12 protein-coding genes are annotated in these 12,786 nt (G+C 68.6%); 8 read left to right on the top strand and 4 right to left on the bottom strand.

Translation table 11 applies throughout. From position 1 onward, the window contains the following. Positions 1–86: 86 nt before the first annotated feature. Positions 87–1,088, bottom strand: coding sequence for a DUF4331 family protein (locus G6N46_RS17330; protein WP_138247596.1), 1,002 nt, complete (start codon positions 1,086–1,088; stop codon positions 87–89). An 84-nt stretch (positions 1,089–1,172) separates the two neighbouring features. Between G6N46_RS17330 and G6N46_RS17325 the strand changes: the two genes are divergently transcribed. The 7 genes from G6N46_RS17325 to G6N46_RS17295 all read left to right on the top strand — a co-directional run bounded on the left by G6N46_RS17325 (position 1,173) and on the right by G6N46_RS17295 (position 7,676). Then, positions 1,173–1,838: an O-methyltransferase gene (locus G6N46_RS17325; protein ID WP_138247597.1), complete on the top strand. Its 666-nt coding sequence runs from the start codon at positions 1,173–1,175 to the stop codon at positions 1,836–1,838. Next, positions 1,838–2,233 carry a hypothetical protein gene (locus G6N46_RS17320; RefSeq protein WP_138247598.1) on the top strand — a complete coding sequence of 132 codons (396 nt, stop codon included), beginning with the start codon at positions 1,838–1,840 and terminating at the stop codon, positions 2,231–2,233. The genes G6N46_RS17325 and G6N46_RS17320 overlap by 1 nt, the downstream gene beginning before the upstream one ends. 79 nt (positions 2,234–2,312) lie before the next feature. Next, positions 2,313–3,653 carry an FAD-binding oxidoreductase gene (locus tag G6N46_RS17315; protein ID WP_138247599.1) on the top strand — a complete coding sequence of 447 codons (1,341 nt, stop codon included), beginning with the start codon at positions 2,313–2,315 and terminating at the stop codon, positions 3,651–3,653. Continuing rightward, positions 3,650–4,396, top strand: a complete 747-nt coding sequence (locus G6N46_RS17310) for a DAPG hydrolase family protein (RefSeq protein WP_138247600.1) — start codon at positions 3,650–3,652, stop codon at positions 4,394–4,396. The genes G6N46_RS17315 and G6N46_RS17310 overlap by 4 nt, the downstream gene beginning before the upstream one ends. Positions 4,397–4,514: 118 nt before the next feature. Beyond that, on the top strand, positions 4,515–5,543 hold the full coding sequence (locus G6N46_RS17305; protein WP_138247687.1) for an alpha/beta hydrolase family protein: 1,029 nt from the start codon (positions 4,515–4,517) through the stop codon (positions 5,541–5,543). Further along, positions 5,540–6,751 (top strand): saccharopine dehydrogenase family protein, encoded by a 1,212-nt coding sequence (locus tag G6N46_RS17300; RefSeq protein ID WP_138247601.1) that lies wholly within the window; start codon positions 5,540–5,542, stop codon positions 6,749–6,751. Before G6N46_RS17305 ends, G6N46_RS17300 begins: the two co-directional genes overlap by 4 nt. Positions 6,752–6,845: 94 nt before the next feature. Beyond that, positions 6,846–7,676: a PaaX family transcriptional regulator C-terminal domain-containing protein gene (locus tag G6N46_RS17295; RefSeq protein WP_163693171.1), complete on the top strand. Its 831-nt coding sequence runs from the start codon at positions 6,846–6,848 to the stop codon at positions 7,674–7,676. Here G6N46_RS17295 and G6N46_RS17290 read toward each other — a convergent pair. Together G6N46_RS17290 and ilvD are read right to left on the bottom strand one after the other, a co-directional pair. After that, positions 7,613–8,779 carry an ankyrin repeat domain-containing protein gene (locus tag G6N46_RS17290; protein ID WP_138247602.1) on the bottom strand — a complete coding sequence of 389 codons (1,167 nt, stop codon included), beginning with the start codon at positions 8,777–8,779 and terminating at the stop codon, positions 7,613–7,615. The genes G6N46_RS17295 and G6N46_RS17290 overlap by 64 nt on opposite strands. A 208-nt stretch (positions 8,780–8,987) precedes the next feature. Further along, positions 8,988–10,688 (bottom strand): dihydroxy-acid dehydratase, encoded by a 1,701-nt coding sequence (gene ilvD, locus G6N46_RS17285; RefSeq protein ID WP_138247603.1) that lies wholly within the window; start codon positions 10,686–10,688, stop codon positions 8,988–8,990. Positions 10,689–10,763: 75 nt separating this feature from the next. Between ilvD and ricR the strand changes: the two genes are divergently transcribed. Beyond that, positions 10,764–11,093, top strand: coding sequence for a copper-sensing transcriptional repressor RicR (ricR, locus tag G6N46_RS17280; RefSeq protein ID WP_064858539.1), 330 nt, complete (start codon positions 10,764–10,766; stop codon positions 11,091–11,093). 97 nt (positions 11,094–11,190) lie between these two features. Here ricR and G6N46_RS17275 read toward each other — a convergent pair whose 3' ends face one another. Then, positions 11,191–12,777, bottom strand: coding sequence for a SulP family inorganic anion transporter (locus G6N46_RS17275; protein WP_138247604.1), 1,587 nt, complete (start codon positions 12,775–12,777; stop codon positions 11,191–11,193). Positions 12,778–12,786 lie beyond the last annotated feature (9 nt).

The raw sequence follows: 12,786 nt of genomic DNA, 5'->3' as shown, positions 1-12,786 counted from the left end.
CGTCCGTGTTTGTACGTGGACACGCCGCGTTCGGTGTGTAGTCCGCGCACGCTCGCGGCCGGCGAGCGTGCGTTTCCAGTGCCGTCCTAGTGCGGCGGACCCAGATACGGGAAGACCTGCAGGGTGTCGGTGTGCGGGCTCAAGCCGGACGGCGGGCAGTCGCCTTTGGTCAGCGAGGCCAGCCGGTAATCGATGACGTCGTCGGTGAACACCCGCCCGTTCGGGTACTTGGCCGGCAGTGCTGGGTTGAACGTCAGCATGTCGGGCAGGATGCCCTCGGCGTCGACCGCGGCGACGGCCTCCTCATCGGTGTAACCACCGGTGTGTCCCAGGAGGTGCACGAACATCGGCATCCAGCGGTCCCGGTCGTGCTCCGGCTCGCTGGCGTTGTACTCCTCTTTGGTGTCATCGGTGTTGAAGAAACTACTGACCGACGGGTGCCCGGCCCGGTCGACGTGCAGCAGCGTGCCGTCGCGGCGGACGCTGCAGCGGCCCCAGATCCGGATGTCCGGTGCCGCGCCCAGTGCCGCGGTCGGCAGTTCCAGGACCATCGAGCACACGTTGGCCTGCGTGTTGGAATCCACTCCGGTCCAGGGGAATTCGCCCGTGAGGTGGAGCGCGGTGAAGTTGCGGCCGCCCCTGATGTCGAACAGGTTCTTGATGCCGTCGAAGTCGAAGAAGAAGGCATCGCTGCGGGCGCCGGCGAAGAACGTGTATTCGCCTGAGTGGGCGATCACGGGCTCCTTGCCGAACGACACCTCGACGCCCTCGAAGATTTTGTCGCCCACCGCTTCCGGTGATTCTGCGGCCTCTCCGGTCGCCAGGTAGACATCGACGGTCTGCTGTCCCGAGTCCGGTTCGGAGAAGACATAGCTGAACGCGATGTCGTTACGCAGGTCGCCGTCGTTGTCGATGGCGAGCCGGTAGATCGCCTCGGGATGCAGCGCGTCGGCGTTGGGGTTGGCGTTGAGGATCAGCACCGTGCGCGCCGGGTCGGCCGGTGATTGGAAGGCGTAGAGATCGCAGAGGTCCAGGCGCTGGTCGCCCAGGGGCGGGCCGAGGCTGAGGCCCGTGAAATGGTTTGACATAGCCGTCATTCAAGTGCCCGACGGACCGCGCCGAACGAAAATCGGCCAATCTGGGACAGAATTCTCCCGCGCTAGCCTGGGGCCATGACTCAACCCGAACCGCAGGCTGTCGACGAGATGTTCAACGAGGTGCTGCACACCGAGGACGACGTGCTCGTCACGGCGCGTCAGTCCGCCGTGACGGCCGGTATGCCGGCCATCGAGGTATCCGCGCAGCACGGAAAGTTGTTGTCGCTGTTGGCGACCATCAGTGGCGCCAGCCGGGTGCTGGAGATCGGCACACTCGCGGGCTACAGCACCATCAACCTCGCGCGCGGCATCGGCACCGAGGGTCGCGTGACGACGTTGGAGTACTCCCCGGAACACGCCGCGGTCGCGCGCGCCAACTTCGAGCGCGCCGGCGTCGCGGATCAGGTGGAGGTACTGGTTGGAGCGGCGCTGGACACCCTGCCGCAGCTGGCGGAGCGCGACGAGCAGTTCGACTTCTTCTTCATCGACGCCGACAAGGAGAACAACAGCGCCTACGTCGAGTGGGCGGTGCGACTGGCGACGCCCGGCGCGGTGATCGTCGTCGACAACGTCACCCGGATGGGCCGGGTGCTCGATCCGGCCGCCGACGATCTGCAGGCGCAAGGCGTGCGCAACATGCTCGAGCTGGTGGGCAACCATCCGCGCCTGGAGGCCGCCGCCATCCAGACGGTCGGCGCCAAGGGCTGGGACGGCTTCGCCGTGGCCCGGGTGGGTAAGTAGTGCTCAGGGTCGCCGCCGCGGGACTCGTGTTGGCCGTCGGCCTCGCGCCGACGGCGTCGGCTGACGCGCCGGCGCTACCGGAGGTGCCCGTCTCGCCGGGCACGACGTTCGTCGACGATCCGGCGATCGTCGACCCCCATCCGCTGGCCGCAGAGTCCTGGAGCCGGCTGGACCCGGAACCCGCCGTGGCGCTGAACATTTCGCTCGGATCGCCCGACTGTTACGGGGTACACGCCACCGCGGCGGAGACCGGCCAGACCGTGGTGGTCACGTTGACGGCCGGCCGGCGGTCGGATCGCGAACACATGGTCTGCACCATGATGATCATGCCCGGCACGATCGTCGTGCCGCTCGCCAATCCTGTCGGCAGTCGGGCGGTGCTCACGGCCGCGTAGATCCGCAGCGCGAATTTGACGCAGTCGCTGATTCCCGGTGTTACGTTTCGGTGGGGGCGTCGAGGCGTGAGGAGTTGCGGTGACAGCTTTGGCCGAGGTCCGACATTTCCGCCGCGGCGACGCGGGATATGAGGATGCGCGTTGCGCGACGGTGTGGAATGCCCGTGTGCCGCAGCGCTTTCCGGATGTCATCGTGCAGGCGTCGTGCACGGCTGATGTGGTGGCGGCGGTCCGCTACGCCCAAGCGAACAAATTGGCGGTCGGCATCCGATCGGGCGGACACAGCTGGTCGGCCAACCACCTGCGCGATGGCGGCATGCTGCTCGACGTGAGCCGGCTGGACACGTGCCGGGTGGATCGCGACGCGATGATCGCCGTGGTGGGTCCCGGAAAAGGTGGCAGCGTGCTGGCCACCGAACTGGAGCAGCAGGGCCTGTTCTTCCCATCCGGACACTGCCGGGGTGTCCGACTCGGTGGCTATCTGCTGCAGGGCGGCTACGGGTGGAACAACCGCGTGCTGGGGCCGGCGTGTGAAAGCGTGCTGGCGCTCGACGTGGTCACCGCAGCCGGTGAGCAGATTCGCTGCGACGCCGAGCATCACCCCGACTTATATTGGGCAGCAAGGGGATCCGGTCCCGGCTTCTTCGGCGTCGTGACTGCGTTCCACGTGCGTCTCCATCCGAAGCCGGCGGTGTGCGGCAGCAGCCTGTACGTCTACCCTTTCGCGGCCGCCGACGAGATCTACGCGTGGGCCCGCGCCATCAGCGCCGACGTGGACCGCCGGGTGGAGTTGCAGATCGTCGCCTCCCGGGCCATGCCGAGTTCGGGGCTGGATACGCCGGGCATCGTGCTGGCCTCACCGGTGTTCGCCGACAGCGACGATGAAGCGAAAGATGCAGTGGCACTGTTGGATACGTGCCCGGCGCGCCCGCATGCCCTGATGGCCGTGCCGTACGCACCGACGAACCTGCCCACCTGGTACGACGCGGTGATGAGCAACTACCTGAACGACCACCGCTACGCCGCGGACAACATGTGGACGTCGGCGTCGACGGCCGAGTTGCTGCCGGGCGTGCGGAACATCCTCGAGACCATGCCTCCGCACCCGTCGCACTTCCTCTGGCTGAACTGGGGGCCGTCGCCGGCGCGGCAGGACATGGCCTACAGCCTCGAGGACGAGGTCTACCTGGCGCTGTACGCCGGCTGGTCGGACGCCGCAGACGACGAAAAGTACGGCGACTGGGCGCGATCCAACATGGCGGCGATGTCCCACCTGGCCACCGGAATACAGCTGGCCGACGAGAACCTGGGGGCCCGGCCGGCCCGGTTCGCCACCGACGCGGCCATGGCGCGACTGGATGCGGTGCGCGCACAATATGACCCGGAGGGTCGCTTCTACGCCTGGATGGGACGGACATGAGCTACCTGGGTTACCGCGGCGACGACGCGGACACGCCTTTTGGCAGGTTCTTCAATCCGGAGATGGCGGCGCTGCCACGTCATGTGGTGCAGGCGCTCGAGCATGGGCCGCAGGCCGGCCCCGTGCTGCCCGACTTCGACGAACCGCTGGCCGAGGACGGTTACCAGCAGACCGAGAACGGTTACGGCACGCTGTCGGACGGCGGCTACACCGTGGCGGTGCGCACCGACATGCCAGGTGTGACGCCTGAGATGTGGGACTGGTGGTTCGGTTGGCACGGCTGCGACGCGCGCCGCTACAAGCTGTGGCACCCGCGGGCGCATGTCTCGGCGCAGTGGCGTGACGGCCGCGACGACCTGGCCTACGTCGGCCGGACGTCGCTCGTGGAGGAGTACCTCGGTTCGGCGCTGAGTTCGGTGGCGATCCAGTTCGTCGATCCGGTTGCGCAAGGGCACGCTGGGCTGGCCATCGTCGCCCGCCTCGGTTCGCCGGACATCCCGGTCGACATCGGCTGGCTGGTTCATCAGGTGCGGCCGACGCCGGACGGTGCCGAGATGCGCTCTCGATTCTGGATGGGCGGGCAGCACGTGAGCTTCCGTGCGGGTAAGTCCTTGGCAGACCACGCTTTTCGGGTGCTCGCCGCACGTCAGCTGCCGCACCCGCGCGATCTGCTGGTGCACTGCGCGCAGGAGATGAACCACCTGGCCGGCTTCCTGCCGGAGCTCCACGCGCAGTTCGGTTAACCCGCTCGCGAGGTGCCGGCGGCGGGTGTGGCTGACGCCACTCACCAATAACTATCACCCACGCTACGATCGTGACATGAATGATAGTTCCGTACAGGCCCGTCGACTGCCCGGCTGGATGCGTCGCACGTTGATCGCCTTGGGCGCTGTTGTCGCGGTCGCGCTATCGGCGGGCGGTTGGGTGCTGTACGCCAACGACTTCGCGATCCGCGAGCAGCGCGTCACGATCCCGGCGCCGGCGCAGCCGCTCGACGGTGTGTTGGCCCTGCCGAAGACGGGGAAGGGGCCGTTCGGCCTGGTGGTGTTCGTCCACGGTGACGGTCCCGCCGATGCCGGCCGCAACGGCTTTTACCGGCCCATCTGGGAGTCCTTCGCGAACGCCGGCTATGCGTCGTTGTCGTGGAACAAGCCCGGCATCGGCGGCGCGCCCGGCAATTGGCTGAACCAGAGCATGGCCGACCGGGCCGACGAGACGAGCGCCGCGATCGACTGGGCCCGAACCCGGGCGGACATCGATCCACGCCGGATCGGCATCTGGGCAATCAGCCAGGGCGGCTGGGTGGCGCCCGAGGTGGCGGTGCGCAAGCCGGACCTGCAGTTCATGATTCTCGTTGGCCCGGCGATCAATTGGCTGCGACAGGGCGAATACAACCTGCGCGCCGAACTGCGGGCGCGTGCGGCGCCGCAGTCCGAACTGGCCGCTGCGCTGGCCCGGCGGGAGCGGACGAATCAGCTGCTGCGCAACGGTGCCACCTATCACGAGTACCGCATGGCGGGCATCGACGCGTCACCGATGTCCGCGGACCGCTGGGCATTCGTCGCCCGTAACTACCACGCCGACGTCAGCGCGACGCTGCCGTTGCTCTCCGTCCCCGTGCTGCTCGAGCTCGGCGAGGCTGATCGGAACGTCGACGTGGCCGAGACTGAGCGCGTCTACCGCGCACTGGTACGTCCCGATCTGCTGACGGTCCAGACCTACCCGCACGCGTCGCACAGCCTCGCCAAGGAAGACCTGGAGAACAACCCCGAGAGCGTAAAGGCCTACGCGATAGGAACTTTCGCACCTCGGCAGATCTACGCGCCCAGCTATCTCGACAATCTCCGGCGTTACGTGCAGGAACTGCCGGCCGCCAAGGAGGCCCGATGAGGATCCTCGCGTTGGGCGGCCCGGGGGCGATGGGGGCGGTCGCCGTCCGGCTCGCCGCGCAGCTGCCCGGGGTCGACGAGATCGTCGTCGCGGACCGCGATGGCGCCGCCGCCGACCGGTTGTGCGGCCAACTCGCCGAAGCCCGGGTTCCGGTCAGCGCCGCCCAGATCGACGTCACCGACGGCCCGGCGCTACGTGAAGCGCTCGAGCGGGCCGACCTCGTCGTCAACACCGTCGGGCCGTACTACCGCTTCGGGGTCCCCGTGCTGCGCGCGGCGATCGCGGCGGGCACGCACTACGTCGACATCTGCGACGACTGGGAACCAACGGTGCAGATGCTCGAATTGGACGAAACCGCCAGTGCCGCAGGCATTTGCGCGGTCATCGGCATGGGCGCCAGCCCGGGTGTGAGCAACCTGCTCGCCGCCACCGCGGCCGCCGGACTCGACACAGTGCGCGACGCCTACACCGCGTGGCCGGTGGACGTGCCCGGTGGGGGAGGCGACGGCGGTGAGGTGCTGTTGGACCCCGACGGCCGGCCCTCGGCGGCGGCCGTGCACTGGATGCTGCAGAGCAGCGGCAAGATTTGCACCGTCCGCAGCGGACAGCTGACATTCGAGCGTCCGTTGCGCCCGGTCGGGCTGACCTTGCCGCGCGGTCGACGCGGCACCGCGTACACGGTCGGACATCCCGAGCCCATCACGCTGCGGCGTACGCTCGGGCTCAGCGGCGAGGCCGTCAACCTCATGGTGGTCCGGCCGCGGACGCTGGCGTATCTCGACGTGCTGCGCCGGGACACCGACCGGCGCCGGTTGACCCACGAGACGGCGGCTCTGCAGTTCGCGAAACCGAATCTGTTGCGCTACTTGCGGTCTGTCCCGTCGTCCCTACGCAGCAAGGGGCCGGGCACGCTGCCGCCGTTCTTCGCCGCGGTGTCCGGCACCCGTGCCGGACGCGAGCGTGTGGTGCTGGCCCACCTCGACCTGTCCGGTAGCGCGGCAGGGCTGTTCGGAGACATGGCCCGGGCCACCGGTATCCCGTTGGCGTTGGGCCTGGCACAGATCGTCGACGGGACCGCTCGGCGTCCGGGAGTGCACCCACCAGATGCCGTCATCGACGCGCCACGGTTCTTCGCCGACCTTGCCCGCCGGCTCGATCAGCCCGCCGGCCGGCCGCTCGTCGTCGTCGAACAGGACGAGCGTGCCTAGACTTGGGAGCCCCGCACGTCGTGCCGCGGGCGCAAGGAGTTGACCGTTGGAAGACGCACCCATCGAAGTGCCGACCCGCACGCTCGTCGAGAGCATGCTGCGGGACGACGCGACCATCGATGCCGGAGCACTGTATGACGTCGCGGGCGAGCTCGGCATGACGGACCAGCAGGTGCGGTTGTGCATCAAACGACTGGTCGCCGACGGGCAGTTCGTCCAGGACGGGCGCGGCCGAAAAGCTGTGCTGCGCGCGACAGACGAGCTGCGCAGCACCATCACGCCGGACCTCGACTACCTGCGGCTCATGTATGCCCAGGACCGGGGCGACGCGCCGTGGGATGGCCGCTGGCACGTGGTGGCGTTCGCGGTCCCGGAGTCGGTCCGGCCGGCGCGTGACGCCATGCGCGATGCGATCGTGCGCCTCGGCGGTGCCGCCATCCAAGGTGGTCTCTACGTCTCCCCGAACGACTGGGACGGCGAGATAGCCGATGCGGCAGAACAACTGGCGATTGCCGAGCACGTCACCACGTTGACGACCACGGATCTGGCCGTCGGTGGCACCGATGAGCCCCGTGCCGTCGCCGCCCACCTGTGGCCGCTGCACGACATCGCGGAACGGCACCGCCGCCTGCTCGCCGTCGCCGGACGCGCACTGTCCGCATTGCCGGATGCCTCCCCGACGGCGCAGCTCACCGTCGCGATCGAACTGGCCGCTGAGTTCACCCGCGCCGTCGAGCCCGACCCACTGCTGCCGCCGGAGTTGTTGCCGCAGCCGTGGATCGGCGTGGCCGCTCGGGCGAAGGTCGCGGACTGCTGGGCGGAGCTGCTCAAAAGTGATGCACCACAACGCATCAAGCTGTTTCAGTGGTACTCGGAAGTGGTGGCGGAGGTCGCGGCGCGGAGCAGTTCCGCCGCCTCGGTCTGATAGGCGTGCTCGGCCCACTGCAGCGGGGTCGAGCCGAACCGGCCGTCTGTGAGCGACGGGTCGGCGCCCGCCTCCAGTAGCCGTCGGATCAGCGCCAGGTCGCCTGCCCAGGCGGCCTGGTGCAGCGGCGTCGCGCCCTCGTCGTCGCGGGCATTCGGATCTTCGGGGAAGGCCGGCGCGACGATGTCGACGCCGGAGACGTCGATGCCCTGCCGTTCGAGCAGCGCGAGGCGGTCACCGAATCCGTGCGCAGCCGCCCACTGAATCTGCCGCTGCCACATCTGTTCTCGGGTCTCCATGGCCTCACCCAGGCGGCGCTCCCACGGGCTGGGCCCGGCGTCGGCGAGCCCGTGGGCGAACAGCAGCTCCAGGTGCGAATTGTCGGGGCGGAACATCCGGTTGTAGAGCGTCTGCTGGTCGACCGGGTGGGCGCCGCGGCGCAGGAGCAGGGTTGCGAGTTCGGCAGCGTGCGGATGCCGGGGCTGACGCCGCGGCCCTTGCTCGCCTTCGCCGAACACCCCGGTCAGCAGCGTGAACGGCGTCGACATGCCGCACCACAGGTATCCGCCGTTCGGATCAGCGCCGGCGTCGAGCAGCAGCGTCGCGCCAGCGACGACGTCATTTGCACTGCGGCCCAGGGGAATCCGCGAGTAGCAGAGGTACATCAGGGGGACCCAGCCGAACGGTCCGCCGCCGGTGTCGGCGAGCGCCGGGCGGCGGGCGAGATGGTCGGCCACCGCGGCAGGGTCGGAGGCTGCGGCCGCACACCAGATGTTGCGGTCGACAAGGCCGGGGTCGGCGGCCAGCAGGTCGGCGGCCGACTGCCGGCGCGGCGGGGCGTCGGATTCGTCATAGCGCAACGATGCCCACGAGCAGAGCCGGTCGGCCGGGTCGAGGGCATCCTCGTCGACGGCGCCCGGGTCGACGCTCAGATCGGCGGCCAGCCGCAGGTAGTGCACCAGTGCCGGCCAGTCGGTGAAGCCATAACGACGGGCGACGGTGAATTGCGCGGCATGAAGAGCGATGCCGTCCGCCCGCTGAAGTTGGCGGGCTTCGACGCGAAGTTTGTCCAAGGACGGATTGGTGGGCAGTGTGCTGGCCATGACGGCCTCCTCTCATGCGCCCGCGTCCGCGAATCGGGCCGAGAAGAGGTCGGTCACAAGGTAAAGCAATCAGCAGGGAGGCTGAGCCCCTTCGAGCGGACGTCGGGCGGTCCTGCGCGCCCAACCTCAGGCTACAGCAGGCACGCCCACCTGGTGATTTGTGCACGATTTTCCGCGCCGACCGCGGAAAATCGTGCACAAATCCCGGTTAGGTGCAGACGGCGCCGACGGCGGCCGACTGGACCAGCTTGGTGTACTTGGCCAGCACGCCGGTCTTGTAGCGCGGCGGCAGCGGCTCGAAACCTTCACGGCGCGAAGCCAATTCAGCCTCGTCGACCAGCAGGTCCAGCTTGCCGTTGGCGACGTCGAGGCGAATGCGGTCACCGTCGCGCACGAATGCGATGGGGCCGCCGTCGACGGCCTCCGGCGCGATGTGCCCGACGCACAGGCCCGTCGTCCCGCCCGAGAAGCGGCCGTCGGTCATCAGCAGCACGTCCTTGCCCAGGCCGGCGCCCTTGATTGCGCCGGTGATGGCCAGCATCTCGCGCATGCCCGGGCCACCCTTGGGGCCCTCGTAGCGGATGACGACGACGTCGCCGTGCGTGATGGTGCCGTCCTCCAGCGCGTCGAGGGCGGCCCGCTCGCGCTCGAAAACCCTTGCGGTGCCTTCGAAGACGTCGGACTCGAAGCCGGCCGACTTCACGACGGCGCCTTCGGGGGCCAGCGAGCCGTGCAGGATGGTGATGCCGCCGGTCGGGTGGATCGGGTTGTTCATCGCGCGCAGCACCTTGCCGTCCGGGTCGGGCGGCGCGATGTGCGCGAGGTTCTCGGCCATGGTCTTGCCGGTGACCGTGAGGCAATCACCGTGCAGCAGACCGGCATCCAGCAGTGCGCGCATGACGACGGGCACGCCGCCGATCTCGTCGACGTCCTTCATCACGTGGCGGCCGAAGGGCTTCACGTCGGCCAGGTGCGGCACCTTGTTGCCGATGCGGGTGAAATCGGCGAGGGTCAGCTCGACCTCGGCCTCGCGGGCGATGGCCAGCAGATGCAGCACCGCGTTGGTGGAACCGCCGAAGGCCATGACGACGGCGATGGCGTTCTCGAACGCTTCCTTGGTCAGGATGTCGCGGGCGGTGATGCCGCGGCGCAGCATCTCGACGACGGCCTCGCCGGACTTGCGGGCGAACTCGTCGCGGCGCTTGTCGATGGCGACCGGAGATGCGCTGCCCGGCAACGACATACCGAGGGCCTCGGCCGCCGACGCCATGGTGTTGGCGGTGTACATACCGCCGCAGGCGCCCTCGCCCGGACAGATCGCGCGCTCGATGATGTCGACGTCCTCGCGGGACATCAGCCCGCGGGCGCACGCACCGACGGCCTCGAAGGCGTCGATGATGGTGACTTCCTTCTCGGTGCCATCGGTCAGCTTCGCGACGCCGGGCATGATCGAGCCGTTGTAGAAGAAGACGCTGGCCAGGTCCAGCCGGGCGGCCGCCATCAGCATGCCGGGGATCGACTTGTCGCAGCCGGCGAGCAGCACCGAGCCGTCCAGGCGCTCGGCCTGCATCACGGTCTCGACGCTGTCGGCGATGACCTCGCGCGACACCAGCGAGAAGTGCATGCCCTCGTGGCCCATCGAGATGCCGTCGGAGACGGAGATGGTGCCGAACTCCAGCGGGTAACCGCCGGCGGCGTGCACGCCCTCCTTGACCGACTGCGCCAGCCGCTGCAGCGACATGTTGCAGGGGGTGATCTCGTTCCACGACGACCCGACGCCGATCTGCGGCTTGACCCAGTCGTCGTCACCCATCCCTACCGCGCGCAGCATCCCGCGGGCTGCGGTTTTCTCCAGGCCGTCGGTGACGTCGCGGCTGCGGGGCTTGATATCGGGCTGGTCAGAAGACATGCAGGTAAGTATGCCAATCGCCGCCAAACCGAATTTCATTGGATACCCCTAAGGGGTATGCGGTACGCTGGGCTTATGACGGCAGAAGAGTCGGGCGCACCTGAGGCGAGCCTCGCCGAGCCCCAGCACGGCTACTCGCCCAACAAGGATAACTACGCCAAGCGGCTGCGGCGGGTCGAGGGACAGGTCCGCGGCATCGCCAAGATGATCGACGAGGACAAGTACTGCATCGACGTGTTGACGCAGATCAGCGCCGTCAACAGTGCGTTGCAGTCGGTCGCGCTGGCGCTGCTGGACGAACACCTGGGGCACTGCGTGAGCCATGCGGTGGCCGTCGGCGGCGACGAGGCCGAGCAGAAACTGGCCGAGGCCTCCGCGGCGATCGCGCGGTTGGTGCGCTCCTGACGCGAAGTCCGATCACAATGTCGGCCTGAGAGCAGCGCTAACCGTATATGCGTCTCAACGACGCTCGCAGGCCGACATTGTGATCGTGCCGGGACAACTAATGGCCCGCGACCACGTCCGACTCGTCGACCGTGACCGGATCGCCGGCGCCGGGTAACCGAGAGTACGCGGCGCACACCAGACCGAAGAACAGGTAGCCCAGGGCGACCTGCGGGCTGGCGCCCCACGACACCTCGGGTGCGTGGATCAGGCCGATGAAGGACAACGCCGCACCGACCGCCGACGCGATGGCCGCGTAGAGGAACTTCTTCTCGAGGATGAAGGTCACCATCGTGCCCAGGATCAGCCCGACGAGCACCGCGCCCTCGCCGAGGGTCTGCAACCCCTGGTAGACCACGCCCGCGCCGTTGAGCTTGTCCAGCCCCACTGCCGCGGCCGACGTGCCCGCCGCGTTCAGCGCGTTGTCGACCAGGCCGCCGGCCCATTGTGCGAGGTTCGGCAGCAGCGCGGCCACGACGGCGACGGCATGCAGGCGGGGTACCGCCTGGAAGGCCTGCGCCCCGATCAGCAGACCGATGTACAGCAGGATCGGCACGATCGCGGGCACCGGCAACAGCGCGTCGAGCACGCCGAACAGGCCCAGGAAGCAGAAGGCCCCGATCAGCACGCCGCTGGCCAGCGAATACCCGGCCCGGCCGCCGGCGTCCTTCCAGCCGGGGTGGCCGATGTACACGGCAGGCGGGAACGGCGAGCCGAAGGCCGACCCGATCACCGCACCCGCGCCGTCGGCCAGCAGCACGCTGCGCAGGTTGTAGTTGTCGCCGGCGGCGGCCGCGCTCTCCACGTTGCTCATCGCCTCGGTGAAGTTGTAGACGCCGAGGGGAATCGCGGTCCCCAGCAGCGGGGCCAGATGCGACAGCCCCGAGAACAACATGCCGACCCGCAGGTCGGGTAGCCCGATCGCGATGTCGGACACCGCCTTTGCGACGTCGGGCGCCGACATGAACCCGCCGATCCACCCGATGGCGGTGCCGACGAGCAACGCGGCCAGCCCGGTCGGGATGCCGAACGGCAGCTTCACGTCGGTGAAGAATCCGATGAGGATGATCGCCAGCACCGGCAGGCCGATCCACGCCGCCTCCCACATCTGCGCGGCCGGCCGCATCGAGATGAAGGTGATGGAGATGCCGGCCAGCGTCCCGAGCATGGCCGCCCGCGGTGTCAGCTTGCGGATGTACGGCCCGACGAACGCGCCGATCATCACGATGATGCCGATCATGAAAGCCCACGCCAGCCCGGCCTGCCAGGCCTGCATCGCATCCTTGGTGTGCAGATACACCGGCAGCATCACCACGAAAACCACGATGAACATGTGCGGCACGCTCGGGCCGTAGGGCAAAGCCGTGACGTCCGTGCGGTTTTCGCGCCGGGAGAGGCGGCGGGCCAGGAACGTGTAGTAGAGGTTCCCGAGGATCAGGGCCACCCCGAGCGCGGGCAGGATGGTGCCGAGCACGTCACCGGCCGGGACCTTGACGACGCCGATCATGAGACCCGTCAGCGTCAGCACGTTGACGAGGATGTTGAACCCCAGCCCGAAGAACGCGTTGGTGTCGCCGCGCGTCCACCACGGGATGGACAGCTTGGGAGTATCGGCGGCCGGGGGATCGGAGACGTCGGTGGACATGGGCAGGTC

The sequence above is a fragment of the Mycolicibacterium phocaicum genome, assembly GCF_010731115.1.
GTDB lineage: Bacteria > Actinomycetota > Actinomycetes > Mycobacteriales > Mycobacteriaceae > Mycobacterium > Mycobacterium phocaicum.
Note: the sequence above shows the minus strand (reverse complement) of the source record. Positions and strands in the feature narration are given on the sequence as shown.